The sequence below is a fragment of the Streptococcus mitis genome (genome assembly GCF_047463435.1).
GTDB lineage: Bacteria > Bacillota > Bacilli > Lactobacillales > Streptococcaceae > Streptococcus > Streptococcus mitis_DS.
Genome location: NZ_JASHDW010000010.1, coordinates 23,866 through 48,286, shown reverse-complemented (window position 1 = coordinate 48,286; position 24,421 = coordinate 23,866). Strand labels below are relative to the sequence as shown.

26 protein-coding genes, 1 tRNA gene and 1 pseudogene are annotated in these 24,421 nt (G+C 41.4%); 8 read left to right on the top strand and 20 right to left on the bottom strand.

Annotation, left to right across the window (positions count from 1 at the left end):
- Nucleotides 1-8: 8 nt before the first annotated feature.
- The 9 genes and pseudogenes from QM843_RS07345 to QM843_RS07305 form a co-directional block, all read right to left on the bottom strand.
- A complete protein-coding gene (locus QM843_RS07345) occupies nt 9-1,031 on the bottom strand; it encodes a ribitol-5-phosphate dehydrogenase (protein ID WP_000609877.1) in 1,023 nt (340 codons plus the stop codon).
- 4 nt (nt 1,032-1,035) lie between these two features.
- Entirely contained in the window at nt 1,036-1,743 is a 708-nt protein-coding gene (locus tag QM843_RS07340) for an IspD/TarI family cytidylyltransferase (RefSeq protein WP_000638493.1), read from the bottom strand.
- 456 nt (nt 1,744-2,199) lie between these two features.
- Nucleotides 2,200-2,325 (bottom strand): annotated as a pseudogene (locus QM843_RS07335) (Nramp family divalent metal transporter); the annotation flags it as partial.
- Between the two features lie 216 nt (nt 2,326-2,541).
- Complete coding sequence (gene carB / locus QM843_RS07330; RefSeq protein WP_414304673.1) at nt 2,542-5,718, bottom strand: carbamoyl-phosphate synthase large subunit; 3,177 nt, start codon at nt 5,716-5,718, stop codon at nt 2,542-2,544.
- Nucleotides 5,719-5,918: 200 nt separating this feature from the next.
- Nucleotides 5,919-6,998, bottom strand: coding sequence for a carbamoyl phosphate synthase small subunit (locus QM843_RS07325; RefSeq protein ID WP_000166853.1), 1,080 nt, complete (start codon nt 6,996-6,998; stop codon nt 5,919-5,921).
- Nucleotides 6,999-7,047: 49 nt separating this feature from the next.
- Complete coding sequence (locus QM843_RS07320) at nt 7,048-7,971, bottom strand: aspartate carbamoyltransferase catalytic subunit (protein ID WP_000115770.1); 924 nt, start codon at nt 7,969-7,971, stop codon at nt 7,048-7,050.
- Nucleotides 7,972-7,989: 18 nt separating this feature from the next.
- Nucleotides 7,990-8,511 (bottom strand): bifunctional pyr operon transcriptional regulator/uracil phosphoribosyltransferase PyrR, encoded by a 522-nt coding sequence (pyrR, locus tag QM843_RS07315; RefSeq protein ID WP_000644747.1) that lies wholly within the window; start codon nt 8,509-8,511, stop codon nt 7,990-7,992.
- Between the two features lie 221 nt (nt 8,512-8,732).
- Nucleotides 8,733-9,362, bottom strand: coding sequence for an endonuclease III (gene nth, locus QM843_RS07310; protein ID WP_000244443.1), 630 nt, complete (start codon nt 9,360-9,362; stop codon nt 8,733-8,735).
- Nucleotides 9,362-9,904 (bottom strand): YceD family protein, encoded by a 543-nt coding sequence (locus QM843_RS07305; protein WP_000773212.1) that lies wholly within the window; start codon nt 9,902-9,904, stop codon nt 9,362-9,364. Before QM843_RS07305 ends, nth begins: the two co-directional genes overlap by 1 nt.
- A 162-nt stretch (nt 9,905-10,066) precedes the next feature.
- Between QM843_RS07305 and QM843_RS07300 the strand changes: the two genes are divergently transcribed.
- Both QM843_RS07300 and QM843_RS07295 read left to right on the top strand, forming a co-directional pair.
- Nucleotides 10,067-10,396: a hypothetical protein gene (locus QM843_RS07300; RefSeq protein WP_000653208.1), complete on the top strand. Its 330-nt coding sequence runs from the start codon at nt 10,067-10,069 to the stop codon at nt 10,394-10,396.
- 337 nt (nt 10,397-10,733) lie between these two features.
- Nucleotides 10,734-12,293, top strand: a complete 1,560-nt coding sequence (locus tag QM843_RS07295; RefSeq protein ID WP_214614728.1) for an ATP-binding cassette domain-containing protein — start codon at nt 10,734-10,736, stop codon at nt 12,291-12,293.
- A gap of 151 nt (nt 12,294-12,444) precedes the next feature.
- Here the strand turns inward: QM843_RS07295 and htpX are convergent, their stop codons facing one another.
- Complete coding sequence (gene htpX / locus QM843_RS07290; protein ID WP_000895766.1) at nt 12,445-13,344, bottom strand: zinc metalloprotease HtpX; 900 nt, start codon at nt 13,342-13,344, stop codon at nt 12,445-12,447.
- A gap of 1 nt (nt 13,345) precedes the next feature.
- The gene (locus QM843_RS07285; RefSeq protein WP_049551152.1) at nt 13,346-13,906 is read right to left on the bottom strand and encodes a LemA family protein; all 561 of its coding nucleotides are present in this window, start codon (nt 13,904-13,906) and stop codon (nt 13,346-13,348) included.
- Nucleotides 13,907-13,999: 93 nt separating this feature from the next.
- On the opposite strand from QM843_RS07285, the gene rsmG reads away from it, so the two are divergent.
- Together rsmG and QM843_RS07275 are read left to right on the top strand one after the other, a co-directional pair.
- Nucleotides 14,000-14,713: a 16S rRNA (guanine(527)-N(7))-methyltransferase RsmG gene (gene rsmG / locus QM843_RS07280; RefSeq protein ID WP_371483799.1), complete on the top strand. Its 714-nt coding sequence runs from the start codon at nt 14,000-14,002 to the stop codon at nt 14,711-14,713.
- A gap of 204 nt (nt 14,714-14,917) precedes the next feature.
- A complete protein-coding gene (locus QM843_RS07275; RefSeq protein ID WP_261044720.1) occupies nt 14,918-16,201 on the top strand; it encodes a uracil-xanthine permease family protein in 1,284 nt (427 codons plus the stop codon).
- A 95-nt stretch (nt 16,202-16,296) separates the two neighbouring features.
- On the opposite strand, the gene ffh is transcribed toward QM843_RS07275, so the two are convergent.
- The 3 genes from ffh to QM843_RS07260 all read right to left on the bottom strand — a co-directional run bounded on the left by ffh (nt 16,297) and on the right by QM843_RS07260 (nt 18,680).
- Nucleotides 16,297-17,868 carry a signal recognition particle protein gene (gene ffh / locus QM843_RS07270; RefSeq protein ID WP_414304674.1) on the bottom strand — a complete coding sequence of 524 codons (1,572 nt, stop codon included), beginning with the start codon at nt 17,866-17,868 and terminating at the stop codon, nt 16,297-16,299.
- Between the two features lie 11 nt (nt 17,869-17,879).
- On the bottom strand, nt 17,880-18,212 hold the full coding sequence (locus QM843_RS07265; protein ID WP_000402066.1) for a putative DNA-binding protein: 333 nt from the start codon (nt 18,210-18,212) through the stop codon (nt 17,880-17,882).
- Nucleotides 18,213-18,302: 90 nt separating this feature from the next.
- Complete coding sequence (locus QM843_RS07260) at nt 18,303-18,680, bottom strand: YwiB family protein (protein ID WP_004238036.1); 378 nt, start codon at nt 18,678-18,680, stop codon at nt 18,303-18,305.
- A 71-nt stretch (nt 18,681-18,751) separates the two neighbouring features.
- Here QM843_RS07260 and QM843_RS07255 point away from each other — a divergent pair, with 71 nt between their 5' ends.
- Complete coding sequence (locus QM843_RS07255) at nt 18,752-20,056, top strand: HD domain-containing protein (RefSeq protein WP_125454431.1); 1,305 nt, start codon at nt 18,752-18,754, stop codon at nt 20,054-20,056.
- Between the two features lie 12 nt (nt 20,057-20,068).
- Nucleotides 20,069-20,875 carry a sugar-phosphatase gene (gene yidA, locus QM843_RS07250; RefSeq protein ID WP_261028519.1) on the top strand — a complete coding sequence of 269 codons (807 nt, stop codon included), beginning with the start codon at nt 20,069-20,071 and terminating at the stop codon, nt 20,873-20,875.
- Nucleotides 20,876-20,930: 55 nt separating this feature from the next.
- On the opposite strand, the gene QM843_RS07245 is transcribed toward yidA, so the two are convergent.
- From QM843_RS07245 to QM843_RS07220, 6 genes are all read right to left on the bottom strand, one after another.
- Nucleotides 20,931-21,002: transfer RNA gene (locus tag QM843_RS07245), tRNA-Arg, on the bottom strand.
- 42 nt (nt 21,003-21,044) lie between these two features.
- Nucleotides 21,045-21,392 carry a 50S ribosomal protein L19 gene (gene rplS / locus QM843_RS07240; RefSeq protein ID WP_001068669.1) on the bottom strand — a complete coding sequence of 116 codons (348 nt, stop codon included), beginning with the start codon at nt 21,390-21,392 and terminating at the stop codon, nt 21,045-21,047.
- 118 nt (nt 21,393-21,510) lie between these two features.
- Nucleotides 21,511-21,840: a fluoride efflux transporter CrcB gene (crcB, locus tag QM843_RS07235; protein WP_004241771.1), complete on the bottom strand. Its 330-nt coding sequence runs from the start codon at nt 21,838-21,840 to the stop codon at nt 21,511-21,513.
- The gene (crcB, locus tag QM843_RS07230) at nt 21,834-22,208 is read right to left on the bottom strand and encodes a fluoride efflux transporter CrcB (protein WP_414304675.1); all 375 of its coding nucleotides are present in this window, start codon (nt 22,206-22,208) and stop codon (nt 21,834-21,836) included. The genes crcB (QM843_RS07235) and crcB (QM843_RS07230) overlap by 7 nt, the downstream gene beginning before the upstream one ends.
- Nucleotides 22,205-22,471, bottom strand: coding sequence for a chorismate mutase (locus QM843_RS07225; RefSeq protein WP_000362429.1), 267 nt, complete (start codon nt 22,469-22,471; stop codon nt 22,205-22,207). Before QM843_RS07225 ends, crcB (QM843_RS07230) begins: the two co-directional genes overlap by 4 nt.
- 115 nt (nt 22,472-22,586) lie before the next feature.
- Complete coding sequence (locus QM843_RS07220; RefSeq protein ID WP_001162125.1) at nt 22,587-23,030, bottom strand: flavodoxin; 444 nt, start codon at nt 23,028-23,030, stop codon at nt 22,587-22,589.
- 103 nt (nt 23,031-23,133) lie between these two features.
- Between QM843_RS07220 and QM843_RS07215 the strand changes: the two genes are divergently transcribed.
- Together QM843_RS07215 and QM843_RS07210 are read left to right on the top strand one after the other, a co-directional pair.
- Nucleotides 23,134-24,069, top strand: a complete 936-nt coding sequence (locus QM843_RS07215; protein WP_024057206.1) for a DHH family phosphoesterase — start codon at nt 23,134-23,136, stop codon at nt 24,067-24,069.
- 95 nt (nt 24,070-24,164) lie between these two features.
- On the top strand, nt 24,165-24,407 hold the full coding sequence (locus tag QM843_RS07210; protein WP_000710764.1) for a type B 50S ribosomal protein L31: 243 nt from the start codon (nt 24,165-24,167) through the stop codon (nt 24,405-24,407).
- The last annotated feature ends 14 nt before the right edge of the window (nt 24,408-24,421 follow it).

Sequence of the window (24,421 nt, the reverse complement as noted above, 5' to 3'; positions counted from 1 at the left end):
TCCAGTTCTTATACTTCCCACTTAAACACGGTTTTAAAGGCTGTGTTTAAATCGGTTGCAAAGACACGGTGAATATCTTTAATTTCTCTTACAGGTTCTTCTAGATAAAGGATATTTTTAAGACGATTGGCAAATTTCTTGACTTCCATCATTTGGATTGCATTTTCAAAATCGATGCGACCAGAACGAGAGGAACCAACTAAGAGCAAGCCCTTTTCTAAGGCATCGCGAGTATTGAGATTGACTTTATATTCGCTAACTCCCATCATGAGAATCGTTCCTTGAGGACGAATATAGCGAATCAAGTCATTAATAGCTGGTCCAGTACCATCACCACCACAACACTCAAAAGCATGGTCAAAGGCCAAATCTTCAGGAATATTATCAGTGATATAGCATTCTTTGGCAAATGAGAAGAGTTCCAACTTTTCCCAATGACGACCAATAACCACAATCTCTGCTTCTGGCAAAGTATAGTTGATAATATTGGCAACCACAAATGCTAAACTTCCATCTCCGATAACGGCGATTCGGTCCCGCTTGCTATGAGCAAGGGTCAATAGACGATTCATAGCGTGCATGCCGACACTGACGAACTCTGTAATGGCTGCAACCGTATCTTCAATAGCATCATAAGCCACCACGCGATCTTTAGGGAGAGAAACAAACTCTCTCATAAAGCCATCAAATCCACTAGACAAGAAATGAGTCCCTGTCATGTAGTTTTCATAGAATTCTTCATCACTCTGCATAGGAGGCTGATTTGGAATCATGACAACTTTTTGCCCAACCTCATAGGTTCCCGTCGGGTCAGAAATAACGGTTCCACATGACTCGTGAATCATTGCCATTGGAAGCTTTTTATTCAAAATCTTTGGATCACGTTTTCCTTGATAGTAACGCTGATCCGCATGACAGACCGCCATATAATTAGGGCGGATGAGGATATGATTCTCTTGGTCAATAGCCTCTTCCTGATATTTGACATTGATAAACTTAGGCTTAGTTAGTTGATAAATTTGATTAATCATTTTACTAGTCTTTCTCAATCATACTTTTTGCAATCTTCAAATCTGTTACGGTTGTAATCTTCAGATTTGAGTATTCACCCTTGGCCAAGGCCACATCTTTTCCTTTAATCACAAAGATTTTACATGCATCTGTCAAGATTTCCTTCTCTTCAGCAGAGAGAGAACCGTAAAGGTCCATGAAGTCCTTGCAACGGAATGTTTGAGGTGTTTGTCCTTGATAAAGGTGAGCACGATTTGGAATATCTGTAATGAATTGACCATTGGTACTTTCAACGATAGTATCAACCGCTTCTACCACTGTGTCCACTGCGTCATGATTTTGCGCAAGTTTGATATTGTCTTGAATCATGCGAAGTGTAATAAATGGACGAACAGAATCGTGGGTAACAACGATATCCTCTGGAGTAAGCGGACGATAAGCATCAATGGCTTCAATGATTTTCTCAATACTCGTATTACGGTCAGCACCACCCTTTGTAATGATGATACGTTCCTTATGAAGAGGAAGATATTTATCTACAAGATCTTCTGCATGAGAAACCCAGTCCCCATGAACCCCAACTACAATTTTTTCAATACTTGGTTCCAAGACAAATTTTTCAATTGTATGAATCAAAATAGGTCGATCACCTAGCTCTAAAAATTGTTTTGGCAAGTTACTGATTCCCATGCGTGTGCCAGTTCCACCAGCAAGAATTCCTGCATAAATCATCTATTTTCTCCTTTGTCTTACAAAAAAACTTATTCTCTCTATTATACCACAATCTAGTCCTATCATGAAAGAAATACCGGCCCTCCCGTTCTAGAATAGAAGGATTAAGGAGTTCTATTATTCAAAAAAACTAGTCCATTTCTAGTAATGACTAGGAATTCGGTAGTCATTACCAATAAATGGCTGTGAAATTTTAGAGTTCTTCAGAATAATATAGTTTTCTTAAAGAAAACTTAAAATTAAGCTTTGAAACTTCAAAGTGATTACTTGACTTATACTCAATGAAAATCAAAAAGCAAACTAGGAAGCTAGCCGTAAGCTGTACTTGAGTACGGTAAGGCGACGCTGACGTGGTTTGAATTTGATTTTCGAAGAGTATTACTGCCCTTCATTTCTTATTAGCTGACTTTATGATATAAATACGAATGGGCTCAGGACAAGTCTTTAAAATAAAAAATAACCAACTGCCACAAGAGCTCTAGAACCTAAAAATGCTTTTAGATTTTGCCAAAAATGATTGTTATTCGGAGTTTCAATAGATTGATTGATCTCAGAAAGAGAGACCTTTTTGTAAGAAGACATCGGAATATTCACTTTCTAATCTTGTCTTTGCCTATTTTATTAATGGAGTTTTGAAAATATAATGAAAATAATTTCCTATTTCCAATTTATTCTTATTATATCACATTTTGAAATGATTCTTAAGGAAAGCATGATAGTTAAAACAAGCAAGAACAGTATTGAAAAAAACCAGCGTTTTCTGACGCTGGCTTTTAAACTGTGAAAAACTTTTCTAAACTAGATTGCTTCTGTGACAAAACTACGGCTTTCCAATACTTTGAGCATGGCGTTAGCTGTATCTAGGGCTGTGAAGAGGGGCACCCCGTGTTCAATAGCTGAACGGCGAATCTGCTCTCCATCTTCGTCTGCAGTTCGTTTTGTTCCTACTGTGTTAATGATAGCTTGAATTCTTCCTTTACGAACAAAGCTTGGAATATCCTTATCGTCATCACCAATCTTACCAACAGGTTGGGCTTGCAATCCATGACTGGCAAAGAAGGCTGCTGTCCCTTCTGTCGCGAGGATTCCATAGCCAATATTTTGGAAACGACAAGCCAAGTCCAAGGCTTCTTCTTTGGCATCATCAGCGATGGTAAATACAACGTTACCAAAAGTTGGCAAGTGTAAGTAAGAAGCTTCAAAGGCCTTATAGAGAGCTTTTTCCAAAGTCGTATCAGAACCCATAACTTCCCCTGTTGACTTCATTTCAGGACCGAGCAAGCTGTCTACCTTAGCTAGTTTTGTGAAGGAGAAGACAGGTGCCTTGATATGAACACGAGTACTTTCAGGATAAAGTCCATCTTGGTATCCAAGTTCTTCAAGTCTTTGCCCAAGAATGAGCTTGGTAGCTACTTGAGCCATAGGAATATTGGTTACCTTAGAAAGGAATGGAACCGTACGGCTAGCACGTGGATTGACCTCAATAACGTAGACTTTTTCATCCTTGATAACAAACTGGATGTTCATCATTCCAAGACAGTTAAGGCCGATTGCTAATCGTTTAGTATAGTCTGCGATGGTTTCCTGCACCTTTTGAGACAAGGTTTGTGGAGGATAAACGGCCATTGAGTCACCTGAGTGAACACCGGCACGTTCGATATGCTCCATGATACCAGGGATTAGGACATTTTCTCCATCTGAAATAGCATCAACTTCACACTCTTGCCCAACGATGTAAGAGTCGACAAGAACTGGGTGGTCTGGACTAGCCTTAACAGCAGTTCGCATGTAAGAACGAAGGTCTTCTTCGTTTTCAACGATTTCCATGGCACGTCCACCAAGTACATAAGATGGGCGGACAAGAACTGGGAAGCCAATCTTGCGAGCTGCAAGTACTGCTTCCTCTTCATTGGTAGCCGTTTGTCCTGGTGGTTGTGGAATATCCAAATCTTTTAGAGCTTGCTCGAAGAGGTCACGGTCTTCCGCACGGTCTAGGTCAGCTACTTGCGTACCAAGAATAGTCACACCTGCTTTAGCCAATGGTTCCGCAAGGTTGATGGCTGTTTGACCACCGAACTGAACGATAACACCCTTTGGTTGCTCCAAGTCGATGACGTTCATCACATCTTCAAATGTCAATGGCTCAAAGTAAAGCTTATCTGATACAGAGAAGTCTGTAGAAACGGTCTCTGGGTTTGAATTCATGATGATGGCTTCATAGCCAGCCGCCTGAATAGCCTTAACTGAATGAACAGTTGCGTAGTCAAACTCGACCCCTTGACCGATACGGATTGGACCAGAACCTAGAACTAGAACGGATTCCTTATCAGACTTGATAGACTCGTTTTCCCAACCATATGTTGAATAGAAGTATGGTGTTTCAGAGTCAAATTCTGCCGCACAAGTATCTACCATCTTATAAACAGGAACAATCTTGTTTTCCAAACGAAGTTGGCGAACTTGGTCAGCTGTCGTTTCCCAGAGTTCAGCAACCTTACGGTCTGAAAATCCATTTAGTTTAGCTGTTTTCAGGACATCGACATCCTGAGGATGTGCGCCCAACTCCTGCTCAATTTCAAAGATATGCAAGAGTTTATCCAGATAAAAAATATCAATTTTTGTAAGCTCTGCAATTTCTTCTGGTGTGTAGCCACGACGAATTGCTTCTGATACATAGAAAAGACGATCGTCTTGGGCTTTGACTACTTTTTCAATCAAGTCATCATCTGAAACACTGGCAAGTTCAGGCATTTCATTGTGGTGCACCCCAATTTCAAGGGAGCGACAGGCCTTAAGGAGAGATTCTTCGATGTTTCGACCGATTGCCATGACTTCCCCAGTGGCCTTCATCTGAGTACCAAGACGGCGCTCACCCTTTTCAAACTTGTCAAATGGGAAACGTGGAATCTTGGCAACAACGTAGTCAAGGGCTGGCTCAAACATGGCATAGGTTGAACCTGTGACTGGGTTGATAACCTCATCCAAGGTCAAACCGACGGCAATCTTAGCAGCTAACTTAGCAATCGGATAACCTGTCGCTTTAGAGGCAAGGGCTGAAGAACGTGATACACGGGGGTTTACTTCGATGACATAGTATTTGAAGCTATGCGGATCAAGGGCCAGCTGAACATTACATCCACCTTCAATCTTGAGGGCACGAATGATGCTCAAGCTTGCGTCACGAAGCATTTGGTTTTCATAGTCTGACATGGTTTGGGCAGGGGCAAATACAATGGAATCCCCTGTGTGAATCCCCACTGGGTCAAAGTTTTCCATGTTACAAACAACGAGGGCATTGTCAGCTGAATCGCGCATGACTTCGTACTCGATTTCCTTGAAACCTGCAATTGAACGCTCAATCAAACATTGGGTAACAGGTGACAATTTCAACCCATTTTCAGCGATTTCACGCAATTCTTCCTCATTGGTACACATACCACCACCAGTACCACCAAGAGTAAAGGCTGGACGGACGATTACTGGGTAACCAATTGTTGCTGCAAAGGCAACAGCTTCTTCAACAGTGTTTACAATTTCAGATTCTGGAATTGGTTGGTTGAGCTCTTCCATCAATTGTTTAAAGAGATCACGGTCCTCCGCTTGGTCAATAGCAGACAATTTAGTACCCAGAAGTTCGACACCGAGCTCATCGAGGATACCATTTTTAGACAATTCCATGGCCATATTAAGACCAGTTTGTCCACCAAGGGTTGGCAGCAAGGCGTCGGGACGCTCCTTACGGAGAATACGTGTCACAAACTCAAGTGTAATCGGTTCGATGTAAACCTTGTCTGCAATCTCCTTGTCTGTCATGATAGTCGCAGGGTTTGAGTTAACCAAAACAACCTCATAACCTTCCTCTTTCAAAGACAAGCAAGCCTGGGTCCCAGCGTAGTCAAACTCAGCAGCCTGACCAATAATAATTGGACCAGAACCAATCACCATAATTTTTTGAATATCAGTACGTTTAGGCATAGTTTATGATACAAAGCCCGTAAAGAACACAGTGAAAATAGGAAACTCGGTGCAGACACCTTCAGCGTCAAAACAATGTTTATCTTTTTCACACAGTTCTTAGGGCGTGTTCACTTCCGCGAACAATGTATCTTCTCCTTTCTATTCGGCAACTCTCAGGTTGCCATTAAATAAATTCTCCGACGAGCTTTTACTCGTTCTTAGTTTGATTGTTTAAAAGCTTCCATCATCTCGATAAACTCGTCAAATAGGTAGCTTGCATCATGAGGACCAGGAGCTGCATCTGGATGGTATTGGACAGAGAAAGCAGGTTGGTATCTGTGACGCACACCTTCAACTGACTTGTCATTGATTTCTTCGTGGGTGATAATCAAGTGTTCTGGCAAATCCTCACGGCTAACTGCATAACCATGGTTTTGACTTGTAAAATCCACACGTCCTGTAGCAATTTCGCGTACCGCATGGTTGAATCCACGGTGTCCAAATTTCATCTTGTAGGTCTTAGCACCATTTGCCATTGCAAAGAGTTGATGCCCCATACAAATACCAAAGATTGGAATTTTCCCTTGCACACCACGAATCATATCCAGTGCCTGTGGAACATCTTCTGGGTTACCTGGACCGTTTGACAACATAACTCCGTCAGGATTGAGATGGAGAATTTCTTCAGCCGTTGTCGAATAGGGAACAACTGTCACGTTACAGTTGCGTTTAGAAAGTTCACGTAGAATTGAGTGCTTAAGACCAAAGTCCACTAGAACCACGCTCAAACCAACTCCTGGAGCTGGATAGGATGTTTTAGTAGAAACCTGCTTGATATTATCTGTCGGCAAAACTGTTGCTTGGAGCTGGTCCGTCACATGGTCCATACTATCTCCAACATGAGTCAAGGTTGCACGCATCGTACCATGCTTACGGATAATCTTGGTAAGTGCACGCGTATCAATTCCAGAAATACCCGGAATTTTCTTGGCTTTCAAAAATTCATCCAAGGTCATTTGGTTGCGCCAGTTGCTTGCTCTTCGTGCTTCTTCAAAAACAACGACTCCTTTACAAGTTGGAATGATGGATTCGTAATCATCACGATTAATTCCATAATTTCCCACCAAAGGATAAGTAAAGGTCAAGATTTGTCCATTATAAGACTGGTCTGTAATGGATTCTTGGTAGCCGGTCATACCTGTATTAAAGACGATTTCGCCTGTTACATCAATATCTGCTCCGAAGGCCTTGCCTTCAAAAACTGTGCCATCTTCTAATACTAGAAGTCTTTTTGTCATATTTTCACCTCTCGTGGACGCTCACTGGCGTCTTTTAACGTCTTGTGTTTTAGTTGGCGTTTCTACTCGCCAGTACGGATTCTAAGATTGCCATTCGAACAAAGACACCATTGGTCATTTGTTGGACAATCCGTGATTTTGGTGCTTCAACCAAGTGGTCTGCGATTTCTACATCACGGTTGACTGGGGCTGGGTGCATAAGGATTGCTGTTTCTTTCAAACGGTCATAACGTTCTTGAGTCAAGCCATGTTGGGCATGGTAGTCTTCTTTTGAAAAGACAGCTCCACTATCATGGCGTTCATGTTGCACACGGAGAAACATCATGACATCCACCTGATCAATGATTTCATCAATGGTTACAAACTGTCCATAATCTGCAAACTCTTGACTTCTCCATTCCTCAGGTCCAGCAAAATAAAGTTCAGCTCCCAAGCGTTTCAAAATCTGCATATTGGATTTAGCAACGCGTGAGTGGTCCAAGTCACCTGCAATCGCAACCTTGAGACCCTCAAAGTGACCAAATTCCTCATAAATAGTCATCAAATCAAGCAAGCTCTGGCTAGGGTGTTGACCCGAACCATCTCCACCATTGATGATGGAAGTCGTAATCGTCGGACTTGCAATTAACTCTCTGTAGTAGTCAACCTCAGGGTGGCGAATCACACAGACATCCACTCCTAAAGCAGACAGAGTCAAAATGGTATCATAAAGTGTCTCACCCTTATTGACTGAACTAGTCTTCACATCAAAGTCAAGTCGCTCCAATCCCAGTTTAATCTCTGCCACTTCAAAGGACTTATGCGTTCGTGTAGAATCCTCAAAGAAAAGATTGGAAACAATCGGATGGTCCTCATAGGGAAGCTGAGCTCCATTTTTAAACTCAATTCCTCGCTTGATCAATTTCATCACTTGATCGACAGTGAGGTCTTCCATGGACACCACATGGTTTAATGCTTGTTGATTTACTGACATGGCTACTCCTTTAGCTTTCTAAGCTTCTTCAGTAATCAGAACTCTATCTTGGCCATCAAGTTCTGCCATCTCTACGATGATTTCTTCAGAACGACTAGTTGGTATGTTTTTTCCAACGTAATCTGGACGGATTGGCAATTCTCTATGTCCACGATCGACTAGAACTGCTAAACTCACGCGCGCAGGACGACCATGACCTACAATATTATCAATAGCAGCACGGATGGTACGACCTGTATAGAGCACATCATCCACCAAGATAACTTCGCGGTCTGTCACATCGACAGAAACCAAAGAAGTATCTTCTCCACTTTTAACATCATCACGGAAAGGTTTAGTATCCAATTCCACAACAGGAACTGAAAGATTTTCTAGCTGTTCCAAACGTTCTTGGATTCGGTGGGCGATAAAGACACCACGAGTTTTAATACCAGCCAAGACGATTTTATTCAAATCTTTGTTGCGTTCGATAATCTCATAAGTAATACGCGTAATCGCTCGTTTGACAGTCAATTCGTCTACAACTTCTTTTGCCTTCATGACAAACCTCCAAAAAGAAAAGTCTCCTTAAACAAGGAGACTTGAAATGTATAGCCAAGCGAGCCCTACTGCAAACAGTATAGACTTCACCCTACTACTTAATCGTTCTCCTTGCCTGCCTCACGGGACAGGTTTAAAGGAATATTTAGTTATCAAATACTATAGCACAAAGCATGCTTAAAATCAAGCAAAAACTTTTGAAACCCCATCTTATAAATTGCTTATAAATTGCTAAAGTCATATAACTGTGGGTACTGGTCACACTCTGGATTTTTAGGATGGCAAATGGCTCTTCCAAAATAAATCATGGCCTGATGGGCAGCTAACCACTGCTCCGGTGGCAAGATATCCATGACCCGCTTTTCCACCTCAAGCGGTGTCGCTGATTTTTTGACAATATCGTGGTGTTTGCAGATACGCTCCACATGAGTATCCACTGCAAAGGCTGGAATCCCAAAGCCCACACTCATGACAACATTGGCTGTCTTGCGACCAACTCCTGCAAGACTTTCCAATTCCTCACGTGTTTGAGGAACTTGGCCATCAAAATCATCTAGTAACTGTTGGGCACATTTTTTAAGGAATTTAGCCTTATTCCGATACAGTCCCAGGCGAGAAATGTGTGAAGCAATCTCACTCTCTGTCGCTACAGACATGGCTTGTGGCGTTGGAAAGGCAGCAAAGAGACCTGGTGTAGCCTTATTTACCGCTGCATCCGTTGTCTGAGCTGACAACATGACCGCAACTAGTAGTTCAAAATGATTGGTAAAATCAAGACTGGGCTTGGCATCTGGAAACAGAGCAATTATTTCTTCCAGCACTTTTCGTGCTCGTTTTTTTGACAAGACCATTATTCGTCTCCGTCAAATAGTCCTTGTAAGCCAGCAAAAGGACTGTTTTCTTCTTTCTTAACTGCCTGTTGGGCTTGGTATTCTTCTTCTGTCATGATTTGCCAGTCATTTCCTGAAACAAATCCTTGACCAGCCTCTTCTTCAGCCGTCAAGACCTTGATAGGAATGTTGAGAAGGATATTATCTGACACGCTCTCAGCAAGGTCAAGTTCTCCATTTTCGATAGGCAAGACCAAATCATCGTCTAAAACTTCCTGATCTAGTTGGTTAGTTGCACCTTCCATGAAAACTTCCGTTACTGGATAAGATTCAACTAACTCAACTGGTTCCATACTGCGACTTGAAGCAAGAACAATGGTATAAGATAGTTGATAATCTAAGAAATACATACGGTCTTCGTACTGTACTTTCCCAACTGCAAGGATATCTTTTACATCTAAAATTTCTTGATTGCGTGCACGCAGGTCTGCAGCTAGGTCTAACGTTTGTTCAAAATGCAAGCCTTCAGACTGCTTACGAATTTCTTGAATATTTAATTTCATACTTCCTCCATAAAGATTTACTCTCTTGATTATACCATGAAAAGCCTACAAATCAGCCCACCAAACTTTTTAATTAACATTCGATTTTTTAACATGTTTACTATGACATTTTTTAGTGCCATACTATAGGCAATAATACATCAGAGCAAGGAGGATGCTCACATGAAAGACAAAGAACTCATTACTAATGCAACCCAACTCCTATCCGAGTTAAATAAAAGTTTCCAAAGCTGCAAACAGGGTAGGGCAGATGATATTCGACTGCAAGAGCTGCTAAACACTACTCTGCAAGAGCTCAAAAAAGCGGAAAAGTTGGACAACAGTATTTTAATCGACCTTGAGAAATTTTACCAACGTACCAGTCTTCTGATTGGTCTTGGTAGCCTAAAACTGAATGATCAAGCACGCACTGCTTGGCGAAACTATGATAAATTCCATTACGAGCATATCAAACACGTACTGACTCTCTATGGACCTGTTTTCGGATTTTAGAGATTAGAATTGTCAGTTTTCTGTTGACAAAATTTCCTTAAAGGTATAGGATAAAGATACTAATACTCGGAGGTAAGAGAGACATGAACAACTAAGTCTATCAAATAAAGAAACTTTATTTAGTAGATCTTGTTTTTGTCTCTTTTTGTGTGCTCTTTTCATACTAGATTTTCTAGTATCTTATCCTCATTGAAAATCAAAAAACTAGAAGGCTAACCATCTGCTCCTCTTGAGTTGGATTAGGCAATCCTAAGCTAGTTTGACGAGCTTTTCAACGAGGATAATAGAGTTTTGACAGTGACTTTGGGCTCTACTAGATAAAGTAGAGCTTTTTGTTATGCACTATCGACATTCTAGAAAGGGCAATCATATGATAAAAATCAATCACCTGACCATCACACAAAACAAAGATTTACGAGACCTTGTCTCAGACTTAAACATGACCATCCAAGACGGGGAAAAGATAGCTATTATTGGAGAGGAAGGAAATGGCAAATCAACCTTGATTAAAACTTTAATGGGAGAAACTTTACCTGATTTCACTATCAGGGGAGACATTCAATCTGATTATCAATCAATAGCCTACATTCCTCAAAAACTCCCCGAAGAGCTGAAAAAGAAAAGTCTACACGACTACTTCTTTTTGGATTTTGCTGATTTAGACTACAGTATCCTCTATCGTTTGGCTGAGGAGTTACACTTTGATAGCAACCGTTTCGCTAGCGTTCAAGAGATTGGAAGCCTTTCGGGGGGCGAAGCTTTGAAAATTCAGCTCATCCATGAGTTAGCCAAACCCTTTGAGATTCTATTTTTAGATGAACCTTCAAATGACCTAGACCTTGAGACGGTTGATTGGCTAAAAAGTCAGATTCGAAAGATTCGGCAAACCGTTATTTTTATTTCCCATGATGAAGACTTTCTTTCTGAAACGGCTGATACTATTGTCCACTTGCTACTGGTCAAGCACCGTAAAGAAGCAGAAACACTAGTAGAGCATTTAGACTATGATAGCTATAGCGACCAGAGAAAGGCTAATTTTATCAAACAAAGTCAGCAGGCTGCTAACGACCAAAGAGCCTATAACAAAACCATGGAAAAGCATCGGCGCGTCAAGCAAAATGTAGAAACTGCCCTTCGAGCTACTAAAGATAGTACTGCCGGTCGCCTATTGGCTAAAAAGATGAAAAATGTTCTCTCTCAAGAAAAACGCTTTGAAAAGACAGCTCAGTCCATGATCCAAAAGCCACTTGAAGAGGAAGAAATCAAACTTTTCTTCTCAGACATCCAACCATTACCTGCTTCTAAAGTTTTAATCCAACTGGAAAAAGAAAATTTGTCCATTGGCGACCGAGTTTTGGTTCAAGAACTACGACTAACTGTCCGTGGCCAAGAAAAAATCGGTATTATCGGCCCAAATGGTATTGGAAAATCGACTCTGTTAGCCAAGTTTCAACAACTGCTTAGCGCCAAAATAGAAATTTCGCTTGGTTTTATGCCACAAGATTACCACAAAAAACTGCAATTGGATTTATCACCACTAGCCTATCTCCGCAAAACTGGGGAAAAAGAGGAACTACAGAAAATCCAATCTCACTTAGCCAGTCTCAATTTCAGTTATCCAGAAATGCAGCATCAAATTCGCTCCTTATCTGGCGGACAACAGGGTAAACTCCTACTTTTGGATTTAGTCTTGCGCAAACCAAACTTTCTCCTGCTAGATGAACCCACACGAAACTTTTCACCTACTTCTCAACCCGAAATTAGAAAACTCTTTGCAACCTATCCAGGCGGTATCATCACTGTTTCGCATGACCGTCGTTTCTTAAAAGAGGTCTGTTCGACTATCTATCGCTTGACAGAACACGGTTTGGATGTAGTTAATTTAGACAATTTATAAATTTGCAACATAGCAGATAGGTGGGGCAAAAACACAATTTTAGGAGAAGAGAAAGTAAATCTTCCCACAATAAAACGCATAATATCAAGTTTTTTTCACACCTGATATTATGCGTTTTTCAGATTTTAAAGGCTTTTTCCCAGCCTTCATTTTACATATGTTTTAAACGTTCAATACGTTCTGAGATAGGTGGGTGGGTATAAAAGAGTTTTTGGAACCCTCCACCTTTCTTGGGATCATTGATATAAAGTGCACTGCTGGCGTCATCAACATGGTGATGCATCGGCTCGCTATTGTCCAACTTACGTAGAGCATTGATCATTCCTTGAGGATTGCGGGTCAACTCGACACTGGAAGCATCAGCTAGGAATTCCCTCTGGCGGGAAATAGCTAGTTGCACCAAGGTTGCAGCAAGAGGTGCCAGCACAATAGCTAGTAGAGAAACCACGAGCATAATGATTTCTAAGCCATTTCCGTCACGATCATCGTCATTTCGTCTGCGACCTGCCCCACCCCACCACATCATACGACCTGCCATACTAGAAAGCATGGTGATAGCACTGGCAAGGGCAACAGCAATTGTCGAAATGCGGATATCATAATTACGAATATGACTAACTTCATGCCCCATAACAGCTTCTAGTTCTTCACGATTCATGATAGCGAGGAGACCTGACGTCGCAGCAACCGCCGCATTTTGAGGATTAGAACCTGTCGCAAAGGCATTTAAAGAAGAATCCTCAATGATGAAAACACGGGGCATAGGAATCTGAGCCACCATAGCCATATCTTCCACTACATGGTAGAGGTCTGGTGCCGTTTGCTCATCAACTTCACGCGCGCCATTCATGGACATGACAATCTCTGTTGATTGAAAAATCATAGACATGGCATAGATAAATCCGATAATCAGTGCAATAACCAAACCGCCAAGCCCAGATCGCATGAAGAGGTAACCAACTGCATAGCCAACCAGAGCTAAGAGTAGGAAAAATACCAGCAACAAAATCCAGGTTCTTCGTTTATTGCTTGCAATTTGATCAAACAACATCTTAGTCACCTAAACCGCTAAAATCAACCTTAGGAACTGCCTTTTCCTCTTCTGGTGTTTGAAGGAAATCTGCTGCTTTAAATCCAAACATCCCAGCGATAATATTGCTTGGGAAAGTTTCTAATTTTACATTGTAGTTGCTGACAACACTGTTGTAGAGTTGACGAGAGTAAGAAATTTTATTTTCTGTGTTTGTTAACTCCTCTTGCAATTTAACAAAGTTGGCACTAGCTTTCAAATCTGGATAGCTTTCTGCAACTGCAAAAATACCTGAAACCTGACGAGTAAGGGCATCACTAGCTTTCATAGCTTCTGCTGGTGAAGTCGCTGCCGCCACTTGGTTACGTAGTTCTGCCACCTTTTCAAGGGTAGAACCTTCATATTTGGCATAACCTTTTACAGTCTCAATCAAGTTTGGCAAGAGGTCATTTCGACGTTTCAACTGAACATCAATCTGACTCCAAGCCTCCTTTGTTTGCATACGATTTTTAACCAAACCGTTATAGCTAACAATCACAAAAATAACAATAAGAGCTAAAACTCCAAGAATAATCCAAATCATTATATAAGTCCTTTCTGCTTTTAGATTAGTACCAGTATATCAAATTTTTAATGATTGTGGTAAAATAAGATGATACTAAAGAAGGAAATAACTATGAAACCAGAAACATTTTACAACCTGCTTGCCGAGCAAAATCTTCCACTTTCGGACCAGCAAAAAAAACAATTTGAACGTTATTTTGAGATCTTGGTCGAGTGGAATGAAAAGATTAATTTGACGGCTATTACAGATAAAGAAGAAGTTTATCTCAAACATTTTTATGATTCAATTGCACCCATTCTGCAAGACTTGATTCCCAATGAAACTATCAAACTGCTTGATATCGGGGCCGGGGCAGGATTTCCTAGTCTACCAATGAAAATCCTCTATCCTCAGTTAGATGTGACCATCATTGATTCCCTCAACAAGCGCATCAACTTCCTCCAACTTTTGGCTCAAGAACTGGATTTAGACGATGTTCATTTCTACCATGGACGTGCCGAAGATTTTGCCCAAGACAAAAAGTTCCGTGCTCAATATGATTTTGTAACAGCTCGTGCGGTTGCCCGCATGCAGATTTTATCTGAATTGACAATTCCTTACCTTAAAGTTGGCGGAAAACTACTGGCACTCAAGGCCAGCAATGCACCCGAGGAATTGTTAGAAGCCAAGAATGCCCTCAACCTCCTTTTTAGCAAAGTCGAAGACAACCTCAGCTACGCCCTACCAAATGGAGATCCACGTTACATCACAGTAGTGGAAAAGAAAAAAGAAACACCAAACAAATATCCACGTAAGGCTGGTATGCCAAATAAACGCCCGCTTTAATCTTTTTAGTAAAAAAATATTTACAAAGTTTGTAATTTTTGCTATACTATCACAAGCAAAGGTTTTTAATGTCATCCCGTGAGGTGACGAAGACGCAGAAATATTTGAAACTCTTTAAAGTCTGGATTTTAAAGAAGTCTTACTCTGAGGGCCTATTGCTGTAAAATAATGGGCTCTTTTTTGATGCCCAAAAGTGAGGTTTATATGAAACAAGAATCAACTGTTGATTTGTTACTAGACGTTGACCAACGTCCTTCAGCCGGAAAAGGAATTCTCCTTAGTTTCCAACACGTTTTTGCCATGTTCGGTGCGACCATCTTGGTACCCTTGATTTTGGGAATGCCTGTATCTGTTGCCCTTTTTGCTTCAGGTGTTGGAACACTTATCTACATGATTTCAACTGGTTTTAGAGTTCCAGTTTATCTAGGATCATCATTCGCCTTTATCACAGCAATGTCACTGGCTATGAAAGAAATGGGTGGTGATGTATCTGCTGCTCAAACAGGGGTTATCTTGACTGGTTTAGTCTATGTCCTTGTGGCTGCAAGTGTTCGTTTTGCGGGTACAAAATGGATTGATAAACTCTTGCCACCAATCATCATTGGACCTATGATCATCGTTATCGGTCTTGGACTTGCAGGTTCAGCTGTTACCAATGCTGGTCTTGTAGCTGATGGAAATTGGAAAAATGCTCTTGTAGCAGTTGTTACTTTCTTGATTGCTGCCTTTATCAATACAAAAGGAAAAGGCTTCCTACGAATCATTCCATTCCTCTTTGCCATTATCGGTGGTTACCTCTTCGCACTAACTCTTGGTTTGGTTGACTTTACACCAGTTCTTAAAGCTAACTGGTTTGAAATTCCTGGTTTCTACTTGCCATTTAGCACAGGTGGTGCCTTTAAAGAATACAATCTTTACTTTGGCCCAGAAACCATCGCTATCTTGCCAATCGCTATCGTAACAATTTCTGAACATATCGGAGACCACACTGTTTTGGGTCAAATCTGTGGCCGTCAATTCTTGAAAGAACCAGGTCTTCACCGTACTCTTCTTGGTGACGGTATCGCAACTTCTGTTTCTGCCTTCCTTGGTGGACCAGCCAATACAACTTACGGAGAAAATACAGGGGTTATCGGTATGACTCGTATCGCTTCTGTCTCAGTTATCCGTAACGCTGCCTTCATCGCAATTGCCCTTAGCTTCCTTGGTAAATTCACAGCCTTGATTTCAACTATTCCAAATGCTGTACTTGGTGGTATGTCAATCCTTCTCTATGGAGTTATCGCCAGCAACGGTTTGAAAGTCTTGATTAAAGAACGTGTTGATTTCGCTCAAATGCGTAACCTCATCATCGCAAGTGCTATGTTGGTTCTTGGACTTGGAGGAGCTATCCTTAAACTCGGTCCAGTTACACTTTCAGGTACTGCTCTATCAGCCATGACAGGAATCATCTTGAACTTAATCTTGCCATACGAAAATAAAGACTAAAAGTCTAAACACATCAAAAAACGAGCATTTCCAATTACGGAAGTGCTCATTTTTCTTCTTTCTAAAAAAGGAAAGCCCTGCGGCCTTCCCTTGTCTTACTTGCGTTTTTTCTTCGCTTTCTTCATTTTGTTAGCCATGCGTTTCATGGACTGTTTCATAGCAAATTCACCGATTTTACCTTTGAGTCCGCCACCAAACATCTGACTCATATCTGGCATTCCTGCTCCTCCGAGAGCTGACAGGTCAGGCATACCTCCTTGTCCCATCATTCCTTCAAGGGCAGACATATCCATTCCTCCCATATTTGGCATATTTTTAGGAAGGTTGTTTGGATTGATTCCCATTTGCTTCATCATCTTGTTCATATCTCCAGACATAACACCCTGCATGAGTTGTTTAGCCTGGTTAAAGTCTTTAATGAATTTATTAACTTCGACAAAGGTATTTCCAGAACCAGCTGCGATACGACGGCGACGGCTTGGATTTAACAAATCTGGATTTTCACGTTCTTCAGGTGTCATAGAAGACACGATGGCACGTTTTCGAGCAATCTGACGCTCATCCACCTTCATATTTTGAAGGGCTGGATTGTTGGCCATACCTGGAATCATCTTGAGCAAGTCTTCCATTGGCCCCATGTTTTGCACCTGATCCAACTGATCAATGAAATCATTGAAATCAAAGGTGTTTTCACGCATCTTCTCAGCCATTTCAAGGGCTTTTTGCTCATCGTATTCTTGAGAAGCTTTCTCAATCAAAGTGAGCATATCCCCCATACCAAGGATACGGCTAGACATGCGATCTGGGTGGAAGGTTTCAATGTCCGTAATCTTTTCACCTGTACCAGTGAACTTGATTGGTTTTCCAGTAATGTGACGAACAGATAGAGCCACACCACCACGAGTGTCCCCATCAATCTTGGTAAGGATAACCCCAGTTACTTCTAACTGAGCATTAAACTCACGCGCAACATTGGCCGCTTCTTGACCAATCATGGCATCTACGACGAGCAGAATTTCATTTGGTTGAGCCAATGCTTTTACGTCACGAAGTTCATTCATCAAAAGCTCATCAATCTGCAAACGACCTGCCGTATCAATCAAAACATAGTCGTTATGATTGGCTTGGGCTTGTTCCAAACCTTGACGAACAATCTCAACAGCTGGAACCTCTGTCCCAAGAGCGAAAACCGGCACATCAATCTGTTGTCCCAAGGTCTTAAGCTGGTCAATGGCTGCTGGACGATAGATATCCGCCGCAATCATCAAAGGACGAGCATTTTCTTCCTTCTTGAGTTTGTTGGCCAATTTACCGGCAAAGGTTGTTTTACCAGCCCCCTGCAAACCGACCATCATGATGATGGTTGGAATCTTAGGTGACTTGATAATTTCTGCCGTATCAGAACCTAAAACGGTTGTCAGTTCCTCATCAACGATTTTAATAATTTGTTGCGCAGGATTAAGGGTATCAATAACCTCATGCCCGACTGCACGCTCACGAACTTTCTTGATAAAGTCCTTTACAACAGGCAAGGCAACGTCGGCCTCAAGCAAGGCCAAGCGAATTTCTTTGGTTGCCTCTTGGACATCAGATTCAGAGATTTTTCCTTTTTTACGTAAATTTTTAAAGACGTTCTGCAAACGTTCTGTTAAACTTTCAAATGCCATTTTTCTTCCTCTTATTCTCTATTATCAATGCTTGTTAAAATTTCTATCTGCTCCTGCAGAAAGTCATCCTTGGGATAACGCTCCAATATCTGGTCAAAAATCTGACTGCGGACAATGTAGTCCGAGTACATGTGCAATTTCATCTCATAATCTTCCAGAATCTTTTCTGTTCGCTTGATATTGTCATAGACAGCCTGACGACTGACACCAAATTCCTCGGCAATCTCAGCAAGGCTGTAATCATCAGCGTAGTAGAGCTCGATATAATTCATTTGCTTATCTGTCAAAAGCGCCGCATAAAATTCAAAGAGCGCATTCATACGATTGGTTTTTTCGATTTCCATAACTTTTATTATACCAAAAATTAGCCTAATCTACCACACTAGGGAGCCAATCCAAGAAGATAGCTAGTTAAATTTGAAAAAGACATGAGCCTAGCCCCAAGTAATTTCCAATTGATAGCTGGCAAAGGGATGTCCCTCTTGATTTTGTAGTTGATAATCTAGTTCAATCTTTTGCCCATCAACTTGATAATGGCTCGTTTGGATGATAAACTCCTGCATGCCCATAGGTGTGGGAATATAGGCTAAACTATCACTATCCTTTAAAAAGCGCATAATGGTCTTGGGATTAGAAAATCGGCTCATCACAAGTTCTTGACCATGAAATTTAATAACCACTTTTTCCTTTTCCTCATTATAGAAAAGCAGGTAGCTATAATCTCCTTTTTCATGCACTTCTACATCATAGAGTTGGTCAATCACTTCCAACTGCTCATCAAACTGAATCGTATTTCGCATCCGAATCTTCACATCAGGTCCTCTTTCTTGTCTCTTGTCCTACTATTTTACCAAAAACTCTAGCTTTTTGCTATAATGGTCATATGAACGAAAAAGTATTCCGTGACCCAGTTCACAACTACATCCATGTCAATAATCAAATCATCTATGACTTGATTAATACAAAAGAATTTCAACGCTTGCGCCGTATCAAGCAACTGGGAACTTCCAGTTATACCTTCCACGGTGGGGAACACAGTCGCTTCTCTCACTGTCTGGGAGTCTATGAAATTGCACGACGTATCACGGAGATTTTTGAAGAAAAATATCCAGACGAATGGAATCCTGCCGAGTCTCTCTTGACCATGACCGCTGCTCTTTTACACGATCTTGGGCATGGTGCCTACTCCCATACTTTTGAACATCTCTTTGATACAGACCATGAAGCCATTACTCAGGAGATTATCCAAAGTCCTGAAACGGAGATTCACCAAGTCCTGCTACAAGTGGCACCAGACTTTCCAGAAAAAGTTGCCAGTGTCATCGACCATACCTATCCTAACAAGCAGGTCGTGCAACTCATTTCTAGTCAGATTGACGCAGATCGCATGGACTATCTCTTGCGCGACTCCTATTTTACAGGAGCTTCTTATGGGGAATTTGACCTGACTCGGATCTTGCGTGTCATTCGTCCTGTCGAAAACGGTATTGCCTTTCAGCGCAATGGCATGCATGCTATCGAAGACTACGTCCTCAGTCGTTATCAGATGTACATGCAGGTTTATTTCCACCCCGCAACACGCGCCATGGAAGTTCTCCTGCAAAATCTTCTCAAGCGCGCCAAAGAACTCTATCCTAAAGACAAAGATTTCTTTGCACGAACATCTCCACATCTCCTCCCTTTCTTTGAAAAAAATGTGACCTTGTCTGACTATCTTGCTCTGGATGATGGTGTGATGAATACCTACTTCCAGCTCTGGATGACCAGTCCTGACAAGATTTTAGCAGACTTATCACAGCGCTTTGTCAACCGCAAGGTCTTTAAATCCATTACTTTTTCACAAGAAGACCAAGACCAACTCGCCAGCATGAGAAAATTGGTTGAGGACATTGGCTTTGATCCCGACTACTACACTGCCATTCATAAGAATTTTGACCTCCCTTATGATATCTATCGTCCCGAATCTGAAAACCCAAGGACACAGATTGAGATTTTACAAAAAAATGGAGAACTGGCCGAACTCTCTAGCCTGTCTCCTATCGTCAAATCCCTTGCTGGCAGTCGCCACGGAGATAATCGCTTTTATTTTCCGAAAGAAATGTTGGACCAAAACAGCATCTTCGCAAGCATTACCCAGCAATTTTTACACTTGATTGAGAACGATCATTTTACCCCAAATAAAAACTAGAAGAGGAATTTTATGAGTATTAAACTAATCGCCGTCGATATTGACGGAACCCTAGTCAACAGCCAAAAGGAAATCACTCCTGAAGTCTTTTCTGCTATCCAAGATGCCAAAGAAGCTGGTGTCAAAGTCGTGATTGCAACTGGCCGCCCTATCGCAGGTGTAGCCAAACTTCTGGACGACTTGCAGTTGAGAGACGAGGGTGACTATGTCGTGACCTTCAACGGTGCCCTTGTCCAAGAAACTGCTACAGGTCATGAGATTATCAGTGAATCCTTGACTTATGAGGATTATCTGGATATGGAATTTCTCAGTCGCAAGCTCGGTGTCCACATGCATGCCATTACCAAGAATGGTATCTACACTGCCAATCGCAATATCGGAAAATACACAGTGCACGAATCAACCCTCGTCAGCATGCCTATCTTCTACCGCACCCCTGAAGAAATGGCCGATAAAGAAATCGTCAAGTGTATGTTCATCGATGAACCAGAAATACTCGATGCTGCCATTGAAAAAATTCCAGCCGAATTTTACGAACGCTACTCCATCAACAAATCCGCTCCTTTCTACCTCGAACTCCTTAAAAAGAATGTAGATAAGGGTTCAGCCATCACTCACTTAGCTGAAAAACTAGGATTGACCAAAGATGAAACCATGGCTATCGGTGACGAAGAAAATGACCGTGCCATGCTGGAAGTCGTTGGCAACCCAGTTGTCATGGAAAATGGAAATCCAGAAATCAAAAAAATCGCCAAATACATCACCAAAACAAATGACGAATCTGGCGTTGCCCATGCCATCCGTACATGGGTACTGTAAAAAGGTAAGAATAGACGAAAACCGCTCGACTGAGCGGTTTTTGATATCTAATTACTGCCCCCTGCAGGAATCGAACCTGCAACTACTCCTTAGGAGGGAGTTGTTATATCCATTGAACTAAGGGAGCTAGATAAAAACTCTGCTAAATAAGCAGAGTTTTTTAGTCGAATTAACGACGAATTTCTTTGATACGAGCTGCTTTACCTTGAAGAGCACGCAAGTAGTACAATTTCGCACGACGTACTTTACCGTAACGAACAACTTCGATTTTTTCAACACGTGGAGTGTGGATTGGGAAGATACGCTCAACACCTACACCGTTAGAGATTTTACGAACTGTGTAGTTTTCTGAGATACCAGCACCTTTACGTGCGATAACAACACCTTCAAAAATCTGGATACGTTCACGGTTACCTTCGACAACTTTCGCGTGTACACGAACAGTGTCACCAGGACGGAATGATGGGATATCTGTACGAAGTTGACCTTCAGTCAAGCTTTGGATTAATGGATTCATTTTATTCTCCTATCTTTGTCAATCTTGAGGAATCTTCCTCAGCGGATAAACTGTATTTTTGTGCGTCCATTACACACAAGATACAGTTTACCAAATTTCCACAAAAAAGTAAAGAAATTTATAGCAGAATTCCTAAAAAAATCGCAACCAAACCACCTAGGTAGGTTAAGGCTAGGTAGCTATAAAATACCTTCTTATCACTTAACAGTCTTTGGAGTTCGTCATTCAAGGTAGAGAAGGTTGTTAAACCTCCACAAAAACCCGTCGCTAAAATAGCATAGACTTCCTTAGACTCCACATGATTGTAGAATAATCCAATTAAAAAACAACCCAAAAGATTGGCTATTAGCGTTCCGAGTGGCAATTTAGAATCTTGATTATAGCGGGAAAAGAAATAGCGCACTAAAGCTCCGAAACCACAAGCAATTGCAAGATAGACCATTACCATTTCTTCCTCCCCAAATAGTAAGCCAAGAGCAGGCCTCCACCGATGCTCAAAAGCAAATACAGGACTAAACTAAGATAACGCCCTGTATCAAGCAGTTTCACAGCATCAAGTATTAGACTAGAAAAGGTTGTCAAACCACCACAAAAACCTGTACCCAGAGCTAAAATAACACCTTTACTGGTTCCCTTATAGACTAAGTAGCCCTTAACAAGATACACCAGGCAGAAAACACCTAGATAGTTAACAAGAAGGGTGCCCCAAGGAAAATCTGGACTGGCTGGTAACCAAGTAGAAACTAGATAGCGGACAAGTCCGCCCAACATGGCAGCTAGAAAAATCCCTAGCGGATAAAATTGTTCTTTTTTCATTTGATGTTTTGATCCTGATAATCACGCGAACGTTTGAGTATGTCCGAAAAAGTCGCTACAATAGTCTCCTGATAGCGCTTATCTCCTACGCGACTTCTAACCTTTTCAAAAATAACCGCTTCTCTCTTAGTATCTAAAATCGGTTTACCTGAAGCTTTCTTATAGGCAACTACATCCTCAACCAAATGCATTCGTTCTTCTAACAGTTTGACAATTTGATCGTCAATTTGATCAATTTCTTTACGAATAATATCTAAATCCATACAATCTCCTCCTTTATTTGAATTATTGTATCAAAAAGCCACCAAATAGGCTAGTAAAATCCCAACTCACAATAAGAAAAATGCACTGATTGATTGCATCAGCGCACTTTTATACTTATCCTACTTTTGCAGCCAATTCTTCTGCGAATTGTTCCAAGCGTTCAATGTCTTCTTCCTCAGCAGAGAGATCAACTTTGACACACTCTGAACCTTTTTCTGCCCCTGTCGCTACAAAAACGCGGTCAAAGTCATCGACAGCCTTACAGAATTCATCGTAGAAGGTATCTCCTGAGCCGACCACTCCGTAGATTTTGCCATTCAAGTTGAGGTCAGCTAGGTCTTCGTAGAAGTCCATCATCTCATCTGGCAATTCTCCATCACCATAAGTATAGGTCGCAACGATAGCGATGTCTGCTTCCAAGAAGTCTGAAGCGTCAACAGTTGTACATTCATCAACATCGACATCCAAGCCCAAGTCACGTAATTTGTCTGCTACAATATCTGCAATTTCTTCGGTATTACCGGTCATACTGGCAAATACAATTTTTGCTAATGCCATATCGTCCTCCTCAATTTATCTTTCTCCATTATATCACATCTTTTTCATTTTAAAAATAAAAATTCTTGTGCTACAATGAAATGAGAAAGAATTGAGGTTATTTATGGACATTTGCCATCAAATTTTAGAAAAAATCAAAGAATACGACACGATTATCATTCACCGTCATATGAAACCAGACCCAGATGCCTTGGGAAGTCAGGTGGGATTGAAAGCTCTTCTCAAACATCATTTCCCAGAAAAAACTATCAAAGCAGTTGGTTTTGATGAACCAACTCTTACTTGGATGGCTGAGATGGATTTTGTTGAAGATAGTGCCTACCAAGGCGCCCTTGTCATCGTCTGTGATACGGCCAATACTGCTCGTATCGATGATAAGCGCTATAGTCAAGGTGATTTTCTCATTAAGATTGACCACCATCCAAATGATGATGTATACGGTGACCTGTCTTGGGTAGATACTAGTTCAAGTAGCGCTAGTGAGATGATTACCCTATTTGCCCAAACAACCCAACTGGCCTTGTCAGATCGCGCTGCTGAATTGCTCTTTGCAGGTATTATTGGTGATACAGGTCGCTTCCTCTACCCTTCTACCACTGCACGGACCCTCCGTCTGGCTGCCTCTCTGAGAGAACATAACTTTGACTTTGCGGCTCTCACTCGCAAAATGGACACTATGAGTTACAAAATTGCTAAACTTCAAGGCTATATCTACGATCATCTGGAAGTGGATGAAAATGGCGCAGCTCGCGTGATTCTGAGTCAGGAAATCTTAAAACGATTCAATGTCACCGATGCGGAAACTGCAGCCATTGTAGGCGCACCTGGACGCATTGACAGTGTTAGTCTCTGGGGAATTTTTGTGGAGCAGGCTGATGGCCACTACCGAGTTCGCTTACGCAGTAAAATCCATCCTATCAATGAAATTGCCAAAGAACATGATGGTGGAGGCCACCCTCTAGCAAGCGGAGCTAATTCCTATAGTTTAGAAGAAAACGAAATCATCTACCAAAAGTTAAAAAACTTGCTTAAAAACTGATAAAATACTTGCCAAACTTTTCAGAATCTGATAGACTAGTAAGGTAACAATCTATGGCTCGCAAAGAGACCATGGCAGAAAGGAAATATTGCAAAATGAAAAAAGATATCCATCCAGAATATCGCCCAGTTGTCTTCATGGACACAACTACTGGTTACCAATTCCTTAGCGGTTCAACAAAACGCTCTAACGAAACAGTTGAGTTCGAAGGCGAAACTTACCCATTGATCCGTGTGGAAATTTCATCAGACTCACACCCATTCTACACTGGACGTCAAAAGTTCACTCAAGCAGATGGACGCGTGGATCGTTTCAACAAAAAATACGGTCTCAAATAATAATAAAAAGACAG

Bases quoted from the DNA above. Each gene is read 5' to 3' on its own strand.
- QM843_RS07345 (WP_000609877.1), bottom strand. From the start codon at position 1,031: ATGATTAATCAAATTTATCAACTAACTAAGCCTAAGTTTATCAATGTC.
- QM843_RS07340 (WP_000638493.1), bottom strand. From the start codon at position 1,743: ATGATTTATGCAGGAATTCTTGCTGGTGGAACTGGCACACGCATGGGA.
- carB (WP_414304673.1), bottom strand. From the start codon at position 5,718: ATGCCTAAACGTACTGATATTCAAAAAATTATGGTGATTGGTTCTGGT.
- QM843_RS07325 (WP_000166853.1), bottom strand. From the start codon at position 6,998: ATGACAAAAAGACTTCTAGTATTAGAAGATGGCACAGTTTTTGAAGGC.
- QM843_RS07320 (WP_000115770.1), bottom strand. From the start codon at position 7,971: ATGTCAGTAAATCAACAAGCATTAAACCATGTGGTGTCCATGGAAGAC.
- pyrR (WP_000644747.1), bottom strand. From the start codon at position 8,511: ATGAAGGCAAAAGAAGTTGTAGACGAATTGACTGTCAAACGAGCGATT.
- nth (WP_000244443.1), bottom strand. From the start codon at position 9,362: ATGGTCTTGTCAAAAAAACGAGCACGAAAAGTGCTGGAAGAAATAATT.
- QM843_RS07305 (WP_000773212.1), bottom strand. From the start codon at position 9,904: ATGAAATTAAATATTCAAGAAATTCGTAAGCAGTCTGAAGGCTTGCAT.
- QM843_RS07300 (WP_000653208.1), top strand. From the start codon at position 10,067: ATGAAAGACAAAGAACTCATTACTAATGCAACCCAACTCCTATCCGAG.
- QM843_RS07295 (WP_214614728.1), top strand. From the start codon at position 10,734: ATGCACTATCGACATTCTAGAAAGGGCAATCATATGATAAAAATCAAT.
- htpX (WP_000895766.1), bottom strand. From the start codon at position 13,344: ATGTTGTTTGATCAAATTGCAAGCAATAAACGAAGAACCTGGATTTTG.
- QM843_RS07285 (WP_049551152.1), bottom strand. From the start codon at position 13,906: ATGATTTGGATTATTCTTGGAGTTTTAGCTCTTATTGTTATTTTTGTG.
- rsmG (WP_371483799.1), top strand. From the start codon at position 14,000: ATGAAACCAGAAACATTTTACAACCTGCTTGCCGAGCAAAATCTTCCA.
- QM843_RS07275 (WP_261044720.1), top strand. From the start codon at position 14,918: ATGAAACAAGAATCAACTGTTGATTTGTTACTAGACGTTGACCAACGT.
- ffh (WP_414304674.1), bottom strand. From the start codon at position 17,868: ATGGCATTTGAAAGTTTAACAGAACGTTTGCAGAACGTCTTTAAAAAT.
- QM843_RS07265 (WP_000402066.1), bottom strand. From the start codon at position 18,212: ATGGAAATCGAAAAAACCAATCGTATGAATGCGCTCTTTGAATTTTAT.
- QM843_RS07255 (WP_125454431.1), top strand. From the start codon at position 18,752: ATGAACGAAAAAGTATTCCGTGACCCAGTTCACAACTACATCCATGTC.
- yidA (WP_261028519.1), top strand. From the start codon at position 20,069: ATGAGTATTAAACTAATCGCCGTCGATATTGACGGAACCCTAGTCAAC.
- rplS (WP_001068669.1), bottom strand. From the start codon at position 21,392: ATGAATCCATTAATCCAAAGCTTGACTGAAGGTCAACTTCGTACAGAT.
- crcB (WP_004241771.1), bottom strand. From the start codon at position 21,840: ATGGTAATGGTCTATCTTGCAATTGCTTGTGGTTTCGGAGCTTTAGTG.
- crcB (WP_414304675.1), bottom strand. From the start codon at position 22,208: ATGAAAAAAGAACAATTTTATCCGCTAGGGATTTTTCTAGCTGCCATG.
- QM843_RS07225 (WP_000362429.1), bottom strand. From the start codon at position 22,471: ATGGATTTAGATATTATTCGTAAAGAAATTGATCAAATTGACGATCAA.
- QM843_RS07220 (WP_001162125.1), bottom strand. From the start codon at position 23,030: ATGGCATTAGCAAAAATTGTATTTGCCAGTATGACCGGTAATACCGAA.
- QM843_RS07215 (WP_024057206.1), top strand. From the start codon at position 23,134: ATGGACATTTGCCATCAAATTTTAGAAAAAATCAAAGAATACGACACG.
- QM843_RS07210 (WP_000710764.1), top strand. From the start codon at position 24,165: ATGAAAAAAGATATCCATCCAGAATATCGCCCAGTTGTCTTCATGGAC.